Origin of the sequence: Qiania dongpingensis, from assembly GCF_014337195.1 — a bacterium.
In the GTDB taxonomy this organism is placed as follows: Bacteria; Bacillota; Clostridia; order Lachnospirales; family Lachnospiraceae; genus Lientehia; species Lientehia dongpingensis.
Genome location: NZ_CP060634.1, coordinates 583,819 through 600,015, shown reverse-complemented (window position 1 = coordinate 600,015; position 16,197 = coordinate 583,819). Strand labels below are relative to the sequence as shown.

The 16,197-nt window shown below is 49.5% G+C and carries 17 protein-coding genes and 1 tRNA gene; all 18 read left to right on the top strand.

Annotation, left to right across the window (positions count from 1 at the left end; translation table 11 throughout):
• Positions 1 to 17 precede the first annotated feature (17 nt).
• The 18 genes from H9Q78_RS02925 to cbiQ all read left to right on the top strand — a co-directional run bounded on the left by H9Q78_RS02925 (position 18) and on the right by cbiQ (position 16,192).
• Positions 18 to 683, top strand: coding sequence for a hypothetical protein (locus H9Q78_RS02925; protein WP_249303509.1), 666 nt, complete (start codon positions 18 to 20; stop codon positions 681 to 683).
• 13 nt (positions 684 to 696) lie between these two features.
• Positions 697 to 1,101 (top strand): type IV pilus modification PilV family protein, encoded by a 405-nt coding sequence (locus H9Q78_RS02920; RefSeq protein WP_249303508.1) that lies wholly within the window; start codon positions 697 to 699, stop codon positions 1,099 to 1,101.
• Between the two features lie 22 nt (positions 1,102 to 1,123).
• Entirely contained in the window at positions 1,124 to 2,458 is a 1,335-nt protein-coding gene (locus H9Q78_RS02915) for a prepilin-type N-terminal cleavage/methylation domain-containing protein (protein ID WP_249303506.1), read from the top strand.
• A 57-nt stretch (positions 2,459 to 2,515) separates the two neighbouring features.
• Positions 2,516 to 3,001 carry a C-GCAxxG-C-C family protein gene (locus H9Q78_RS02910; protein ID WP_249303505.1) on the top strand — a complete coding sequence of 162 codons (486 nt, stop codon included), beginning with the start codon at positions 2,516 to 2,518 and terminating at the stop codon, positions 2,999 to 3,001.
• Positions 3,002 to 3,414: 413 nt separating this feature from the next.
• Positions 3,415 to 5,340, top strand: coding sequence for a threonine--tRNA ligase (thrS, locus tag H9Q78_RS02905; RefSeq protein WP_249303504.1), 1,926 nt, complete (start codon positions 3,415 to 3,417; stop codon positions 5,338 to 5,340).
• A gap of 68 nt (positions 5,341 to 5,408) precedes the next feature.
• Entirely contained in the window at positions 5,409 to 5,723 is a 315-nt protein-coding gene (locus H9Q78_RS02900) for a DUF1540 domain-containing protein (RefSeq protein WP_249303503.1), read from the top strand.
• Positions 5,724 to 5,848: 125 nt separating this feature from the next.
• Entirely contained in the window at positions 5,849 to 7,678 is a 1,830-nt protein-coding gene (locus H9Q78_RS02895) for a glycerophosphodiester phosphodiesterase family protein (RefSeq protein ID WP_249303502.1), read from the top strand.
• Between the two features lie 97 nt (positions 7,679 to 7,775).
• Positions 7,776 to 8,669 (top strand): amino acid ABC transporter substrate-binding protein, encoded by an 894-nt coding sequence (locus H9Q78_RS02890; protein ID WP_249303501.1) that lies wholly within the window; start codon positions 7,776 to 7,778, stop codon positions 8,667 to 8,669.
• A 41-nt stretch (positions 8,670 to 8,710) separates the two neighbouring features.
• Entirely contained in the window at positions 8,711 to 9,364 is a 654-nt protein-coding gene (locus tag H9Q78_RS02885) for an amino acid ABC transporter permease (protein WP_249303500.1), read from the top strand.
• Positions 9,365 to 9,375: 11 nt separating this feature from the next.
• On the top strand, positions 9,376 to 10,137 hold the full coding sequence (locus H9Q78_RS02880) for an amino acid ABC transporter ATP-binding protein (RefSeq protein ID WP_283245058.1): 762 nt from the start codon (positions 9,376 to 9,378) through the stop codon (positions 10,135 to 10,137).
• Positions 10,138 to 10,393: 256 nt separating this feature from the next.
• Positions 10,394 to 10,888: a translation initiation factor IF-3 gene (gene infC / locus H9Q78_RS02875; protein WP_147596676.1), complete on the top strand. Its 495-nt coding sequence runs from the start codon at positions 10,394 to 10,396 to the stop codon at positions 10,886 to 10,888.
• A 48-nt stretch (positions 10,889 to 10,936) separates the two neighbouring features.
• A complete protein-coding gene (rpmI, locus tag H9Q78_RS02870) occupies positions 10,937 to 11,131 on the top strand; it encodes a 50S ribosomal protein L35 (RefSeq protein WP_249303499.1) in 195 nt (64 codons plus the stop codon).
• A 31-nt stretch (positions 11,132 to 11,162) separates the two neighbouring features.
• Positions 11,163 to 11,519: a 50S ribosomal protein L20 gene (gene rplT, locus H9Q78_RS02865; RefSeq protein ID WP_249303498.1), complete on the top strand. Its 357-nt coding sequence runs from the start codon at positions 11,163 to 11,165 to the stop codon at positions 11,517 to 11,519.
• Positions 11,520 to 11,670: 151 nt separating this feature from the next.
• Positions 11,671 to 11,744: transfer RNA gene (locus H9Q78_RS02860), tRNA-Pro, on the top strand.
• Positions 11,745 to 12,254: 510 nt separating this feature from the next.
• Positions 12,255 to 12,440 (top strand): hypothetical protein, encoded by a 186-nt coding sequence (locus H9Q78_RS02855; protein WP_249303497.1) that lies wholly within the window; start codon positions 12,255 to 12,257, stop codon positions 12,438 to 12,440.
• Between the two features lie 27 nt (positions 12,441 to 12,467).
• Positions 12,468 to 14,438, top strand: a complete 1,971-nt coding sequence (locus tag H9Q78_RS02850; protein ID WP_249303496.1) for a heavy metal translocating P-type ATPase — start codon at positions 12,468 to 12,470, stop codon at positions 14,436 to 14,438.
• Positions 14,350 to 15,339 (top strand): M20/M25/M40 family metallo-hydrolase, encoded by a 990-nt coding sequence (locus tag H9Q78_RS02845; RefSeq protein WP_249303493.1) that lies wholly within the window; start codon positions 14,350 to 14,352, stop codon positions 15,337 to 15,339. The genes H9Q78_RS02850 and H9Q78_RS02845 overlap by 89 nt, the downstream gene beginning before the upstream one ends.
• Entirely contained in the window at positions 15,317 to 16,192 is an 876-nt protein-coding gene (gene cbiQ / locus H9Q78_RS02840) for a cobalt ECF transporter T component CbiQ (RefSeq protein ID WP_249303492.1), read from the top strand. Before H9Q78_RS02845 ends, cbiQ begins: the two co-directional genes overlap by 23 nt.
• Positions 16,193 to 16,197 lie beyond the last annotated feature (5 nt).

Genomic DNA, 16,197 nt, shown 5'->3' with positions numbered 1-16,197 from the left:
GGGAAAGGAGACAGACGATGAGTGTGAAAAAACTGAGAAAAAAAGACGGCTCAGCGCTCCTCAGCGCAGTAGTGGTCATGGCGGTGGTCATGCTCTTAAGCCTTTCCCTGCTGCTCATCTCTTATTCTCTGTTCCATACGGTAAATAAACAGCAGAATGACGCTCAATGCAGGGAGCTTGCTCAGAGTCTGAGCCGGGCCTTGGAGGAGGAAATCACCATTCCGCCTTTTGCATCCTACAGGGAACAGGAAACGGCATTGAACGAGGGAAGCTGCCCTCTTTGGTTTTATTTGAGATACAATGTCTGGCAGAGCAGCTGGCCTTATTACAACGCGGAAGAGCGGGGTCATACCTCGGCCTACGCGTACCGGTATTTTAAAATCGACCCGTCTGACAGCGGCCTGGATGGAGCGGAGCTCATGGATGATATTTCCGTGATGATCTATTGGGAAAGTGAGTCCGGGGCTGAGGAGGCAGGGACTCCTCTGGTGATACGGGTCAGCTGCAGAAAGGGCAGACAGGAGAGCACCATAACGTCTTCTTATGAACTGATCATAGGGAGCGCCGACTACAGCGATGCGCCGGAGGAGAGCTATATGCCGGCGGGGCAGGGAGTGAATCCCAATGGGAATTCCATTGAGAACGAAAAGATATGGAGCTGGAGCCTGAATACCAGAGAATAACGAGGAGGCCGGTATGAAAAAAAACATAATGGGACAAAAGAAGAAAAAGACAGATACGGCCGGTTCCACCATGGTGGAGGTGCTGGTGGCTTTCCTTATCGTAATGATCATGGTGGTGATGTTTTCCAAGGTGATCGCGGTATCGGCCGATATGCTGAAACGGTCCCGGCAGATGACCGCAAGGTATGAGACCTTTAATGAGAACTATTATAAAACAGAGAACATAAAACGAAGGTCAGCAGTCGGCGGTCTGACGCTCCGCCTTTCGGTGGATACGGAAAAGACTGCTTCGGGGAACAAGGCGAAGGAGGCCAGCCTGGAGCTTTCGAAGACTGGTCTTCAGGTTTATACGGATACGGAGACCGGTCTCAAAATGTATTCTTTCCGAAGCCAGGAGGGCGAACCAGAAACAGATTAGCAGAAACACAGGGGTATGAAGGATGGCAGACAAGAGGTATCATGGGAAAGCAGATAAGAAGAGAAACAAAAGGAGGATTCTGAGAGACAAAGGCGGAGTGACCCTTGTGGAGCTTGTGGTGGCTTTTGCGCTTTTAGGTTTGTTTCTTGCGCTCTCCTGCCAGGTCATTGCCTCCTGCATGAGAGTGTATTATCAGGTCAAAGGAACGTCCTATGGACGGCAGGTGACAGAAACCCTGATGGATAAGATCACCGGCGAGATCGAGGGCGCCCAGGTAAGCATTGCCAGGGGGACCGGAGAGAGCGAAGATAAGACTCTGAAAATATACGGGGACGGGCAGGTGATTGAGCTTTATGACAGGACAGGAAGCCACATCTGCGTTACCACGGCCCATGCGAAGGATAAGATAAGGGATCCGGAAAATGCGGATCTCAGTACAGAAACGTATCAGGGAGACGGCGACCAGCTCCTGCTCTATTATTATGCGGTGTTTAGCAGCACATCCGGCGCAGGCGGAAGCCAGACAAAGGTCACCCGCTATGAGGCGGTGGACTGGACTTTCGATAAGGCGTCCTATATGGGATACCAGGTCGAAAAGCTCCGTTTTTCTCAGGCGGATCCGACCGGCACGGTCTATCCGAAAAATGTGATAAAGGTGGAACTTGAAATAAAGAGCGGCCGGTACGGAAGCTATAAGGCTGTCCGATATGTGGAATGTTATAATTTTTCGGAACCGGCGGATTTTGACAAGATCATCGATGAAGGCGGTTCTGGAGGCGGTACGGATCCTGTAGAACCGGATACGGAACCGACGGAGCCTTCGACCGAGATTCCCACAGAACCCCCTACAGAGCCTTCCGGCGAGCTGGAGCCGGGCGGACCTTCTGATATGGATTTCACAGATGGGACAGAGGATATGGACCCGCTTGTAAAGGCCCTTGACATATATTTCAGTTCCGGATGGAATGAGACGCAGATCGTGGATAAAAACGGCACTGCAGGAACGGTATATTACAAGGTCACGGAAAACAATGGAAGGAAATATATCACCGTCTACCGATGCGGCCTTGACATTGACAAGGGGGATTTGAAAGATTTTGCCGAAGCTGTAACAGGCGATAAGAATAACCGGCTGATTGATATCAACAACGAAATTTTGTCCAATAACTCCGACAGCAAAAATATCTTGGATGCTCTTGGAGGAAACTATTCGGAAGAATACAAACAGATAAATCTTTATTTTGATACGGAACGGAAAAAGCTGATGGGCGTGAAGTATAATTACCACGACGGACAGGGACAGAAAAATCATTGGGGTTATTATGGGGACTATAACGAGGAGGACATTCCAGAATAACCTTTGAGAAAGAAACGATGTGCAGAGCTGGCGGGATCATGGATTTGGGGGATAGACATGGAGAGAAGACCAAAGGATGGAAATATAGTGGAAAGCAGCCGTGCGGAACGGGCCGCGGAATTTTTCGGTCAGGGATATAACTGCTGCCAGTCTGTGTTCCTTGCCTTTTGTGATAAATACGGAATTGAGCAGGAAACGGCGCTCCGCCTTTCCTGTTCCTTTGGAGGGGGCATGGGCCGGATGCGGCAGGTCTGCGGGGCAGTATCCGGGATGGCACTGGTCTGCGGCCTGGAGACCGGAAACACAGACTGCAGGAATCAGCAGGCAAAGACTGAAAATTATGAAACCATGCGCCGCTTGGCAGAAGCGTTTCGGAGAGAAAACGGGAGCATTGTCTGCGGCGAGCTTCTGGGACTTACGGACGCGGAAAAGAAGGCCGAGACATCGGCGCCGTCTTACCGAACCGCCGAATATTATAAAAAACGTCCCTGCAAAGAACTGGTACGGTGCGCGGCGGAGATTCTGGAAAAAGAATTTTATTAAAACCACGTTGACAAATTCAGGTGTAGTGATATAATTGTGTTTATATTAAATATGGAAATGTGTTGATGAGACCAGTAGGATGCGGGAATGTCCAGAGAGAAGGGATTTAAGGTGGAAGCCCTTTACAGGAGAGCATGCCGAAGACCAGCTCGGAGCGGCTTTAATACAGTCCGGCAGGCGCCGTTACCGCCGTTTAAGTGGATTCCTGGAATCAATCAGGGTGGAACCGCGGATTAACAGTTAATTCGTCCCTTGCCATGCAGTGCGTGTGGCAGGGGATTTTTTCGTTTCAGCGGAAAGGAAGGTACAGATATCATGAAATGTAAGAAATATTCATACAAAGACTGGGAACTCAGCGAAGACAGCCCGAAGGATGGCGAATAAGACATATATAAAGAAGAAGGAGAAGACAAATGAAGATTACATTGAAAGATGGTTCGGTGAAAGAGTATGGTGAACCGAAATCCGTTATTGAGATTGCGGCAGATTTAAGCGAGGGCCTGGCCAGGGCAGCCTGTGCCGGTGAAGTAGATGGAGAGGCCGTGGATCTGAGGACAGTGGTGGACAAGGACTGCAGCGTGAATATCCTGACCTTTAACGATGAAGAAGGAAGAGCGGCTTTCCGTCATACCACCTCCCATATCATGGCTCAGGCCATCAAACGTCTGTATCCCGATGTGAAACTGGCCATCGGCCCTTCCATATCTGATGGATTTTATTATGACATTGACAGTGAGAAGCCCCTTACCGCGGAAGATTTGGAGAAGATCGAAGCGGAAATGAAAAAGATTGTGAAGGAAGCCCTTCCTCTGAAGCGGTTCACAAAGCCCAGAGAAGAAGCGATCGCGTTCATGAAGGAGAAAGAAGAGCCTTATAAGGTGGAGCTGATCGAAGACCTGCCGGAGGACTCTGTCATCAGCTTTTATGAGCAGGGCGAATTCGTTGACCTCTGTGCCGGTCCTCATCTCATGACGACAAAGCCAGTGAAAGCTTTTAAGCTGACCAGTATTGCCGGCGCCTACTGGAGAGGCAGTGAAAAGAACAAGATGCTGACCAGGATTTATGGTACGGCATTTCCCAAAAAGGCAGATTTGGAGGAGTATCTCCAGAGGATTGAAGAAGCGAAGAAGCGCGACCACAGAAAGCTTGGCAAGGAGCTGGGCCTCTTTATGATGAGCGATGAGGGACCCGGTTTCCCGTTCTTCCTTCCCAAAGGAATGGTGCTCAAGAACACTCTGCTGGACTACTGGAGAGAGATCCACAAGAAAAACGGGTATGTGGAGATTTCTTCCCCGATCATATTAAACCGTCATCTTTGGGAGACTTCCGGACACTGGGATCATTATAAAGAGAATATGTACACGACAGTGATCGATGAGCAGGATTATGCCATTAAGCCCATGAACTGCCCCGGCGGGATTCTGGTATATCAGTCGGAGCCCAGGTCTTACCGTGACCTGCCCCTTCGGATGGGAGAGCTGGGCCTGGTACACCGCCATGAAAAATCCGGGCAGCTGCATGGACTCATGCGTGTCCGCTGCTTTACCCAGGACGATGCTCATATCTTTATGATGCCGGATCAGATCCGCGGTGAGATCAAGGATGTTGCCCGCCTGATTGACGAAGTATACAGCCTGTTTGGGTTCAAGTATCATGTGGAACTGTCCACTCGTCCGGAAAACAGCATGGGAAGCGACGAGGATTGGGCGATGGCTACGGACGCACTGCGCGGCGCTCTGGATGACCTGGGCCTTGACTATGTGGTAAACGAAGGCGACGGAGCGTTTTACGGACCCAAGATTGACTTCCATCTGGAGGATTCCATCGGAAGGACCTGGCAGTGCGGAACCATTCAGCTGGATTTCCAGCTTCCTCTTCGGTTTGAGATGGAATACATCGGCGCCGACGGAGAGAAGCACAGGCCCATCATGATCCATCGTGTGGCGTTTGGCTCCATTGAACGTTTTATCGGTATCCTGATCGAGCATTTTGCGGGAGCGTTCCCCACATGGCTGGCCCCTGTACAGGTGCGCGTGCTGCCGATATCCGATAAATATATTGATTATGCGAAAAAGGTATCCGATGTCCTTGAAGCGGCAGGCATTCGAGTGGAGATCGATACGAAATCAGAAAAGATCGGTTATAAGATCCGTGAGGCACAGCTTCAGAAGCTCCCTTATATGCTGATCGTGGGAGAAAAGGAAGAGGCCGACGGAAAGGTATCTGTGAGAAGCCGGTCTGACGGAGATGAAGGACAGAAAACGCTGGAAGAATTCCTTGCATCTATTCAGGAGGAGATTCGGACAAAGGAAATAAAAAAAACGAAAACTGAAAAATAAAAGGCAGGCATAAAACAGTGAAATTGGTGCAGACTAATTCTGACTACCATATAAAAGGAGGAACAGTCATGACTAATTTGAGCTGTAGTGCGGAAACATGTATTCACAATTCCGACAAATGCTGCTGCAAGGGAGAGATCCTGGTAGACGGCGCAAATGCAAAATGTTGCAGCGAGACTTGCTGCGCCAGCTTTGATGAGCGCGTTCAGGGATGCTGCACCAACGAGTATGAGACACCCTGCCATGCTCTCAGCGTAGAATGTGAAGCAGAGTCTTGTGTCTTCAACGAGTCAAGGAAATGTACGGCTAAGGAGATCTCCATCGCCGGACATGGCGCGAAGAACGCAAACCATACGGAATGTGCAAGCTACCGCAGCCGCTAAGCTAAACGGAAGAAAACAGAGAAAAAAGAAATGCCATGGAGATATTTTCTTCGTGGCATTTCTTTTTACAGAAGCATAGACACTGTGCCGGATCCACCGCAGATCTGCAGAAAAGAGGGACGCCAATGAAACGGTATTTACAAAATGTAGCACATATAGTACGAAGTATGTTCAGTAATTGGAGAGTTCTGCTTTTATTTGAATTTATTTATATGCTGATCGGAAGCCTTGGACTCTATCCCTTCCTCCGTTTTCTGCTTGGGAAGTCATTGGAACATATAGATGCCGCTTATATCGGACTGGATAATCTTCTCATATGGCTGCGGCAGCCATTTACTCTTCTTATTCTTCTTATATGTTTTGTGCTGGGAGGTCTCTACATTTTCTATCAGATGAGCGCTCTGGCGCTGTATTTCGACTGTGCCAGAAAGAAGAAGAGCATAACCTTCTTTTCTTTATGGAGGGAAGCATTTGTGAAAGCCCTTCCTGTACTTGTGCCGAAAAACTGGGCGCTTCTGGTTTTTGTGCTGGCGATATTTCCGCTGACTTCCCTGTCCCTTACGCCGGCCGCTCTGACGAAGGTCCGCATACCGGAGTATTTTGTGGATTTTTTCAGAGGACAGGGAAACCTGTATTATTTTTACATTGCAGCGCTGGCCGGACTCAATATCCTGGTATTTTACATGCTGTATGTGATACCGGTGTTCCTTCTGGAAAAAAAGAGTTTCCTTTCTGCGTTCCGGGAGAGCCGGAAGCTGATGAAAAAGCACTTTTTGAAAACGCTTATTTCTTATATCATGTGGCAGATAGGGGTGACGGCGGTATTCCTGCTGCTGTGGTGCGGAGCGATATCGGTCCTCAGCCTGCAGTATTCTGTTATGCCTGATTCTGCTTCTGCGGCGGCTAATTTCCAGCTGGATTATATGCAGCTTAAACAGTATGCCGGCTTTATATTTCAGACCGTCACATTCACCGGAAGCCTGGCGATCATCATGTATTCGTATTTCAGACGGACTGGTCTGGAATTTGCAGAAGGAAAAGAAAAAAAGAAACTTTCGCTGAAAGCGGCGGCTCTCGGTATCCTGGAGGTGGCATTGATCGTGACGGCGCTGGGATTTTACTTTGATTATCAGGGGAACGCTTCTGCGGAATTCGATATCATGCAAAAGCCCATAGAAGTCGCAGCCCACCGGGCGGGGACGCTTTTTGCGCCGGAGAATACGATCCCGGCTCTGGAATATACCATCCGTACAGGAGCCGCTTATGCGGAAATCGATGTGCAGCAGTCGAAGGACGGGGAACTTTACATTCTTCATGATACCAATTTGAAGCGTATTGCCGGGGTGAATAAGGACGTATGGGATGTGACGTCAGAGGAAATGGATACTTACGACGCAGGGAACTTGTTCTCAAATCAGTTCAAGGGCACTAGGATACCAAAGCTTGAAGACATGATAAAAGCCGCGGATGGAAAAATCAAGCTGATGATAGAGTTAAAAGAAAACGGGCACGGCCAGGGGCTGGCGGAGAAAACCGTAAAGCTTATTAAAGAATATGGATTTGAGGACCAGTGCGTGGTCGCGTCCATGGATCTGGAACTATTGACGCAGGTGAAAGAACTGGACGGCAAACTGACTACCGCTTATATCGCACCTGTGGTCTACGGAGATTATTACGACTTGGAACAGGCAGACATTTTCAGTGTGGAAGCCACCTTTGTGAATCATGATATGATAAATTCTCTGCACAGGCACCAGAAACAGGTATTTGTATGGACAGTCAACAGGGGAGGAGAGTTTAAGCGGCTGTTGTCCATGGACATCGACGGGATCGTGACCGACAATCCGGACCTGGCTTTTTATTATAAGCAGGCGGGAAAAAGAGATGATATTATGGATGAAATCATGAGGATTTTGTTTCCGGAGAGCAGCGCCTCGATGCAAATGGCGGGATGAAAGCAATTCATTCTGCAAAAAGAGGAAAAGTACTTGCGCTTTACTCTGATAATGTGCTACTATTACGTAGTCAACAATAAACGAGGGAGGATTTATCATGAAAAAACTAATAGCATTGTTAATGACGACGGCTTTGATCGTTGCTTCACTTGCCGGATGCGGCGGCAAGGATGCAAAGGAAACCACATCGGCCAAAAAGACGACGGAAGCCGCCAAGGATGAGACGACGAAGGCCGCGGAGAATGGTGAGAGCAAGGCGGAAGAAAAGACGACGGCTGCGAAGGATGCTTCAGAGGGCGGCACGTTTACCGTGGGGTTTGACCAGGATTTCCCGCCCATGGGATTTGTCGGTGACGACGGCGAATTTACCGGCTTCGATTTGGAGCTTGCCGCAGAAGTGGCAAAAAGACTTGGACTGGAGATCAAATACCAGCCCATCACCTGGGATTTTAAGGATATGGAGCTTAATTCAGGTACGATCGACTGTATCTGGAACGGTTTTACCATGAATGGCCGCGAGGATGAATATACCTGGTCAGAGCCTTATCTGAACAACAGCCAGGTTTTTGTAGTAAATGCCGAGGCGGGCATCGTCACATGGGATGACTTAAAGGGAAAGGCTGTGACTGTACAGGTAGATTCTTCTGCTGAGGCGGCCCTTAAGGATAACCCGGATCTGACGGCTACCTTCGGAAGCCTTGATACTTGTGCAGAATACAATACGGCATTTATGGAGCTTGAGTCAGGCGCGGTGGATGCCATTGCCATGGATGTTGTGGTGGCCGGATACCAGATTGAGAGCCGCGGATCCAACTTTGCGATCTTGGAGCAGGAAATCTCCACAGAGGAATATGGAATCGGATTTAAAAAAGGCAATGAGGAGCTTCGGGACAAGGTACAGGCCATTTTAGAAGAGATGGCGGAAGACGGCACCATGTCTGAAATTTCCATGAAATGGTTTGGTTCAGACATCACCACCATTGGAAAGTGACCGGACGTTTATAGTATGAGCGCGATTTTGAGGAGGAGTCCATGAAAAGCTTCAGTCTTCTGATTTCCCAACTGGGAGTAGGCATGGCCGCGACCATAAAGATTTTCTTTCTGACGCTGGTTTTTTCTCTGCCTTTGGGACTTTTACTGTCCTTCGGGCGGATGTCTAAGAACTTCTTTGTCCGGAATCTGTCAAAATTGTATATATCCATTATGCGGGGCACGCCGCTGATGCTTCAGCTGGTCGTGGTGTATTTCGGACCGTATTTTCTTTTCAATATGCAGATTTCCTCTGCTTACCGTTTCCCGGCGGTTGTCATTGCCTTCGTGCTGAACTATGCGGCTTATTTTGCAGAGATCTACCGGAGCGGCATTGAATCCATGCCGGCGGGACAGTATGAGGCGGCGAAGCTTTTGGGGTATTCTAGGGCACAGACATTCTTAAAGATCATCCTGCCGCAGGTCATCAAGCGGATTCTGCCGCCGGTGACCAATGAGGCTATCACGCTGGTAAAAGATACTTCTCTTTCCTTCGCGATCAGCTACGTGGAGATGTTCACCGCGGCGAAAGCGCTCGCCACGTCCTGGACCTCTATGGTGCCTTATCTGGGCGCAGGCGTCTTCTATTATATTTTCAACCTGCTGATAGCAGGGATCATGGGCTTCACCGAGAAAAAACTTAATTACTACAGATAGGAGGGGATGTCATGAGCCTGTTGGAAATGAGCCATATCAAAAAACGGTTTGATGATCTGGAAGTGCTTACAGATATTTCCCTCACTGTGGATGAAGGAAATGTCCTGGGAATCATCGGGCCTTCCGGTTCGGGAAAATCCACACTTCTGCGCTGCGCCGTCATGCTGGAAAAGGTGGACTCCGGAGAAATTACATATTTGGGTGAGAAAGCCGTATGGGACGGGCAGAACGGCCGGGCAATATACGCGCCTAAGAAAAAGCTCAGAGAGATCAGCAGGAATTATGGACTGGTATTTCAGAACTTCCATTTGTTCCCCCATTATTCTGTCCTTAAAAATGTAATGGATGCGCCGGTGCATGTGCTGGGGCAGTCTAAGGAGGAGGCCGTGCAGTCGGCGATGGAGCTTCTGAAAAAAATGGGACTGGAAGAAAAGGCGGGTGCTTATCCGTTTCAGCTGTCCGGCGGACAGCAGCAACGGGTCTCTATTGCGAGAGCGCTGGCCATGAATCCGAAGGTGCTTTTCTTTGATGAGCCCACATCCGCTTTGGATCCGGAGCTTACCGGTGAAATTCTTTCTGTTATCCGGAGCCTGGCGGCGGAGAAGATGACCATGGTGATCGTGACCCACGAGATGAGCTTTGCGCGGGATGTGGCCGACCATATCATTTTTATGGACGGCGGTGTGATCGTGGAGCAGGGAGCGCCGGAACAGGTGATCAACAGTCCGAAAAACCAGAGGACCATGGATTTCCTGTCGAGATTCCAGAACTGATCTTTGCCGCAGAGGGCTTAACCGGATATATGGAAAAACCAGTTGACAAGGGAACGCAGACATGGTATTATATAAAAGCTGTGTTAATGAAAAGAAGAGTATCCGCTCTCACCTTAGCACCATCGAGTGACTTGGGTTATTATAGTTCTCATTCCTCCGGAGAGATCATGGAGGGAACGTGACGTGATATTTTAAGTGGATAGTTCTTCTATCCACTTTTTTTATTCTATGGAGGTGTAGAGTTATTAGCGAGTTAATGGTGAATGAACAGATTAGAGACAAAGAAGTCCGTCTGGTTGGTGAGAACGGCGAACAGCTTGGTATCGTATCATCCAAGGAAGCGCAGAGGATGGCACGGGAAGCGGAGCTTGACCTGGTGAAGATCGCTCCGATGGCGAAACCGCCGGTATGCAAGATCATTGATTACGGCAAGTACCGCTATGAATTGGCCAGGAAAGAGAAAGAGGCCAAGAAAAAGCAGAAGGTCGTCGAAGTCAAAGAAGTGCGTTTGTCTCCTAATATTGAAGAAAATGACTTGAATACAAAAGTTTCAGCCGCCAGGAAGTTCATTGAGAAGGGTAATAAGGTAAAAGTCACCCTGCGGTTCCGCGGCAGGGAAATGAGCCATATGAATAACTCCAGACACATCCTGGAAGATTTTGCAGAGCAGCTTTCTGATATCGCAGTGGTAGATAAGCCGTCTAAGGTAGAGGGCAGAAGCCTTGTGATGTTTTTGTCGGAGAAGCGTTAGAAGAAGAACAGGCGTCATGCCTGGGACAAAGTTTAAGGAGGAAGAATCATGCCTAAAGTAAAAACCAGCAGAGCAGCAGCAAAGCGTTTTAAAAAGACCGGTACCGGTAAATTAAAGAGAATGAAGGCGTATAAGAGCCATATCTTGACCAAAAAGTCTCAGAAGAGAAAAAGAAATCTTAGAAAATCGGCCGTTACAGTTCCTGCGAACGCAAAGGTCATGAAGAAGATTTTACCGTACTGATTGATTGAGAGAATAAAGGAGGAAGACCGAAATGGCAAGAGTGAAAGGCGGTTTAGGCGCTAAAAAGAGGCACAATAGAGTTCTGAAGCTGGCAAAAGGCTATAGAGGAGCACGTTCCAAGCAGTACCGGATAGCAAAACAGTCCGTTATGAGGGCCCTGACAAGCTCTTATGCAGGCAGAAAGCAGAGAAAGAGGCAGTTCAGACAGCTCTGGATCGCACGTATCAATGCGGCTGCCAGGATGAACGGCCTGTCTTACAGCCGTTTTATGTATGGGCTGAAGGAAGCCGGCGTTGAGATGAACAGGAAGATCCTGGCTGATATGGCTGTTAATGATGCGGCAGGCTTCACAAAGCTGGCAGAGGTTGCAAAGGGAAAGCTCGCTTAATTGTTCTTTGAGCGGCTGTGTACAAGCTGTCAGAAAAATCAAGTTAAAATTTGGCAGGGAAAATGAAAAAAACACTTGCCAGAATGAAAAATATATGATAAAGTATACGAGGATTTGGTTCTGGGATATACACAGAACCAAATCTGAATATCGGAATGTGGCTCAGTTTGGTAGAGCGTTCGGTTAGGGACCGAGAGGTCGCAGGTTCGAATCCTGTCATTCCGACTGATTGTTGCAGATAAGCAGATGCTTATCTGCTTTTTTTATTTCTTAGGAAAGTGCGTCCTATGATACAATATACTTTTTGGAATCATTTTCAGTTAGCTCCGATTAAGCTCCAGTTAGACACCGGCAGAAGTTCCGGACCGTCACGATTTCGGTTCGCTGGCGATGCAGGGGCCGCTTTATCCTCGCTCCGGAAGTACCGTTCACATGTCGGCAGGAAATCTTTATGATTTTTCGTCTCCGGTTCGCTCAGAAATGGAATCGGATTTCCTCCTGTCTCATCTAGTTATGGAGAGAAGTTTGGTTAAAAGATATTCAAAGGTAAAAAATAAAAAACCCACCGGGTGGATGCGCTGGCCCGCCGCACTTGACAGTACAGGGAAGGAATGTTACAATTTTTGTATCCCCCATAGGGGGATGATTTGAAATCTATTGTTAAATGCTGTGAATAAAAGGGGGAATTCACACATTATGAGTATCCCTATGGGGAGGATGAAGGAGGAAGCAGATATGCATGAAGGCAAACATGGGATTTTAGACGGAGTAGAGGACATGGATGAGCTATACGGAGTCGGTCATGGGCATTCCCACGATCATGAATTCCGCCATGGTCCCCATGACGGACAATGCTGTGAGAAGAAGGAGCAAAAGCCAAAGGGAATGTTGGGAAAACTATTTGGCAAAAAAGAGCCGTGAAGATGAATCCGGAGGAAGGTGTGAAGGATGAACGGAAAAAGACTGCAGAAACGCGTATGGCTGTTTCCGGCGGCCGTATTGGTCTTGATCGTGGCGGCAGTGCTTGTGGACTATGTTTTTAAACCGCGCCTGCCGGTTCCTTTTTCTCTGGTCCCGCTGGCGGCGGCCGGAGGCTATGTGATTGTATCAGCCATAGATGCGGCTATTGCGCTTAAGAAGGTGACCGCCGGTATGCTGGTGGTTCTGGCACTGATCGGCTGTGTCTTTGTGGGAGAATATCTTTCCGGTGCGATCGTCGCTTTTATGATGATCTTTGGGGAATTTCTGGAAAATCTGACCATGGAGAAAACGAGAGGCTCAGTCCGGGAACTTCTGAGCCTGGTTCCTCATACCTGCCGGAAACAGGAAGGGGGCGCCTGGAAGGAAGTCTCCATATGTGAAGTGCGCCCGGGAGATCTGATACGAGTGATTCCGGGAGAAAGGATTCCTGTCGACGGGGTCATCACATCAGGCAGCGCTTCTGTCAATGAGGCTTCCATTACAGGAGAATCAGTCCCTGCAGATAAGACAGCCGGTGACAAGGTGTTTGTGGGCTCCTTGAGTGAAAACGGAGCCATAGAGATCAGGACAGAAAAGATTGGGAGCGATACCGTACTGGGGAAGATTGTTTCTATTGTCCATGACGCACAGGAAAACAAAGGACGGGCTCAGAGGACGGCAGATACGTTTGCTGCTTTTTTTCTGCCGGCCGTATTGCTCATTTGCATCTTGGTGTGGATCATTACGGGAGATATCATGCGGGTGATGTCGGTACTTGTGATTGCCTGCCCCTGCGCGCTGGTCCTGGCTACTCCCACGGCAGTGATCGCGGCTGTCGGAAATGCGGCAAAGCGGGGCATTCTCATTAAAGGGGGAAGCGCTGTTGAGGCTATGGCAAAGGTCACGGTCATCTGTATGGACAAGACAGGGACCCTGACAGAGGGAAGACCAAAGGTCACGGATTTTACGGTATTTGACGGAATATCCCGGGAAGAGGCGGCGTATGTCCTGGCCGCTGCGGAGCAAAGCTCCCAGCATCCGGTCGGCAGGGCTGTCATGGATTATCTGAGAACGGAGAACCTGATGCCGGAGGAACTTCCCCAGGGAGAATTTGAAGTATTGTTCGGCCGGGGCGTGAAGACGTGCCGGAAAGACCGGACTTTTCTGGTGTGCAATGGAGCAGGACTCCTGGAAGCAGGAATCTTTGACGAAAAGGCGCTGTCCTATCTGGAAAGAAAGGAGGAGGCCGGTCAGACGGCGATGATAATTTCCGAAAACGGCCAGGTCCTCGGCGGCATCTCGGTGTCAGACGCGCTGCGGGAAAGCAGCCGGGACACGGTCAGGGAATTGAAAAATACCGGGTGCAGACGGATTGTGATGCTCACTGGGGACAATGAAAGAACAGCAGAATCCATTTGCCGGAAAGCGGGGATCGAAGAATTCCATGCCGGACTTTTGCCCCAAGAGAAACTGGAATTTCTGAAGCGGCTTCAAGAAGAGGGCGAACGGGTGATGATGATCGGAGACGGCATCAATGACGCGCCGGCCCTTGCGGCGGCGGATTTGGGAGTGGCCATGGGGGCGGCAGGCACTGATGTGGCGGTGGAAGCTTCTGATATGGCGCTGATGTCAGACCGCCTGGAGCTTCTGCCGGCCGGTGTGGCGCTCTGCCGCCGCGCCTACCGGATCATTTTGGAAAATATCATTGTTTTTGCTTTTATCGTCAACATTGCAGGAATCACTCTTTCCGGCATGGGGTTTTTGAATCCAGTGGCGGCCGCCCTGATCCACAACGCTTCTTCAATCTTTGTCGTCTTGAATTCTTCCAGGCTCCTGACCTGGAGACCCGGAAAAGGAGGCGGGGCAGAGTATGGATGGAAAAAAGAGGGCAGTTCCAAAGATCATCGGGCTTTTGAAAGCCCTGATAGACTGCGATACCACCAGAGGACGGAAAAATGAGCGTCAATGTGCCTTGCAGTTGCAGGCATATTTTGATAAAATGGGCATAGCAAATAGAATTTACGAGCCGGAGCCGTTCCGGGCGAGTATTGTGGCGGTGATTCCAGGGAGAAGCCCGGACGCTCTCGTCCTTTATTCCCATCTGGACACAGAAAACTATTTGGATCTGTCCCGCTGGAAATTTCCTCCCGGCCGAGGGGTTCTGTCAGAGGGCAGGATTTACGGAAGGGGTGCCTTGGACGACAAGGGGATGACGGCGGTAAACGCGGGAATCATGGCGGAAGTGGCAAGACAGGCCAGAGAAAGGACATTGATCTTTGCTGCTGTGTGCGGAGAAGAAGACTGTGAAGTCTGCGGCCTTCCGTGGCTTTTGAATCATACGAAGCTGTTTTCCCATGCCAGGCTGGTCTTGAGCGAAGGCGGAGGTTTTCCGGTCTTTGCAGGAGGTGTCTGGTATTATACCGTGCAGGTAGGAGAACGGGACGGTATCCCGGCTGAAAGGAGCGGCTGCGGACAGGACGTAGCTGTCCTGTCTTATCGGGAGGGCCGGAGGTCCGACGGAGAAAATAACAGGAGGCATGTGGCGGAGGAATGTTTGGTGGAGGCGCACCTTCCGGAAGAATACCGAAGCCTGCTCAAGCCTCATTTGGACCGATGCAGAAAGGCGGAGCTTCTTCCGGTCGTTTCTCCCGGCTTCAGTGACAACCGCCATTTCCGAAGAGCGGGGGTTCCGGTGCTGGGCTTTTTTCCTCTGGATGAGAGAAACAGCATATCCGGGATTCATGGGTATCAGGAATATATTTCCGTGGATTCTCTGGAGCTGGCATACCAGGTCCTTCATGGGATTACAAAGCAGTGGCTGGAAGAGAGGAGTACACTTGGAACCTCAGGAGCAGGATGATTTATTGGAACATGGGCACAGACACGGCTGCGGAAGCCGTAATGGCCATTCTGGAAGGATATTCGGACATCAGCATGGGGAGGGGCATCTTTCCATAGACTACTATGCCTATTCGTCGGAAATGCGTCCGTGGAATCCCTCCTTCAAGATTGTGATGTCCGTATTTTTTTTGATATGTGTGATCGCCATGGATTCCATGGCAGTTTCCGCCATTGTGCTGTTTACCATGGCGGCGCTTGTGATGTTTAAGGGAAAACTAGGCGTACGTCGGTATTTGAACCTGATGACACTTCCGTTTATCTTTATTGCCTTGAGCAGCGCTGCGATTGCTTTTGATTTTTCTTTGGCTCCTAAGGGGGAATATTGTCTCCATCTGGGGTTTTTTTATATTTCCGCGACCAGGGCGAGCCTCATATCTACGGCAGGTCTTGTGCTGAAAGCTTTTTCGGCCGTCAGCTGCCTTTATATGATGACGCTGACCACTCCCATGGGAGAGATCGTCGGATTTTTCCGGAAGATCCATATGCCTAAAATACTGGTGGAGCTTATGTATATGATATACCGGTTTATCTTTATCCTGCTGGATGCCCAGCGCCGGATGAGCGTGGCGGCGAGGTCCAGGCTGGGATATTGTGACAGGAAGACATCCTGGTATTCCTTCGGAAGGATTTTTTCCAACCTGCTGATCATATCTCTGAAAAGGGCGAACGCTTATTATGATGCGATGGAATCCAGATGCTATGACGGAGATCTGCGCTTCCTGGAGGATGAGAAGCCTCTGAAACCGTCTCTGACGGCCGGAGCGGTACTTTTTACGGCCATTTTGGCAGGAGTATGGTATTTTACCCGCTGAGGGCG

What these genes read in the sequence shown, in the direction of transcription:
- H9Q78_RS02925 (WP_249303509.1), top strand. Translation starts at nt 18, where the DNA reads ATGAGTGTGAAAAAACTGAGAAAAAAAGACGGCTCAGCGCTCCTCAGC.
- H9Q78_RS02920 (WP_249303508.1), top strand. Translation starts at nt 697, where the DNA reads ATGAAAAAAAACATAATGGGACAAAAGAAGAAAAAGACAGATACGGCC.
- H9Q78_RS02915 (WP_249303506.1), top strand. Translation starts at nt 1,124, where the DNA reads ATGGCAGACAAGAGGTATCATGGGAAAGCAGATAAGAAGAGAAACAAA.
- H9Q78_RS02910 (WP_249303505.1), top strand. Translation starts at nt 2,516, where the DNA reads ATGGAGAGAAGACCAAAGGATGGAAATATAGTGGAAAGCAGCCGTGCG.
- thrS (WP_249303504.1), top strand. Translation starts at nt 3,415, where the DNA reads ATGAAGATTACATTGAAAGATGGTTCGGTGAAAGAGTATGGTGAACCG.
- H9Q78_RS02900 (WP_249303503.1), top strand. Translation starts at nt 5,409, where the DNA reads ATGACTAATTTGAGCTGTAGTGCGGAAACATGTATTCACAATTCCGAC.
- H9Q78_RS02895 (WP_249303502.1), top strand. Translation starts at nt 5,849, where the DNA reads ATGAAACGGTATTTACAAAATGTAGCACATATAGTACGAAGTATGTTC.
- H9Q78_RS02890 (WP_249303501.1), top strand. Translation starts at nt 7,776, where the DNA reads ATGAAAAAACTAATAGCATTGTTAATGACGACGGCTTTGATCGTTGCT.
- H9Q78_RS02885 (WP_249303500.1), top strand. Translation starts at nt 8,711, where the DNA reads ATGAAAAGCTTCAGTCTTCTGATTTCCCAACTGGGAGTAGGCATGGCC.
- H9Q78_RS02880 (WP_283245058.1), top strand. Translation starts at nt 9,376, where the DNA reads ATGAGCCTGTTGGAAATGAGCCATATCAAAAAACGGTTTGATGATCTG.
- infC (WP_147596676.1), top strand. Translation starts at nt 10,394, where the DNA reads ATGGTGAATGAACAGATTAGAGACAAAGAAGTCCGTCTGGTTGGTGAG.
- rpmI (WP_249303499.1), top strand. Translation starts at nt 10,937, where the DNA reads ATGCCTAAAGTAAAAACCAGCAGAGCAGCAGCAAAGCGTTTTAAAAAG.
- rplT (WP_249303498.1), top strand. Translation starts at nt 11,163, where the DNA reads ATGGCAAGAGTGAAAGGCGGTTTAGGCGCTAAAAAGAGGCACAATAGA.
- H9Q78_RS02855 (WP_249303497.1), top strand. Translation starts at nt 12,255, where the DNA reads ATGCATGAAGGCAAACATGGGATTTTAGACGGAGTAGAGGACATGGAT.
- H9Q78_RS02850 (WP_249303496.1), top strand. Translation starts at nt 12,468, where the DNA reads ATGAACGGAAAAAGACTGCAGAAACGCGTATGGCTGTTTCCGGCGGCC.
- H9Q78_RS02845 (WP_249303493.1), top strand. Translation starts at nt 14,350, where the DNA reads ATGGATGGAAAAAAGAGGGCAGTTCCAAAGATCATCGGGCTTTTGAAA.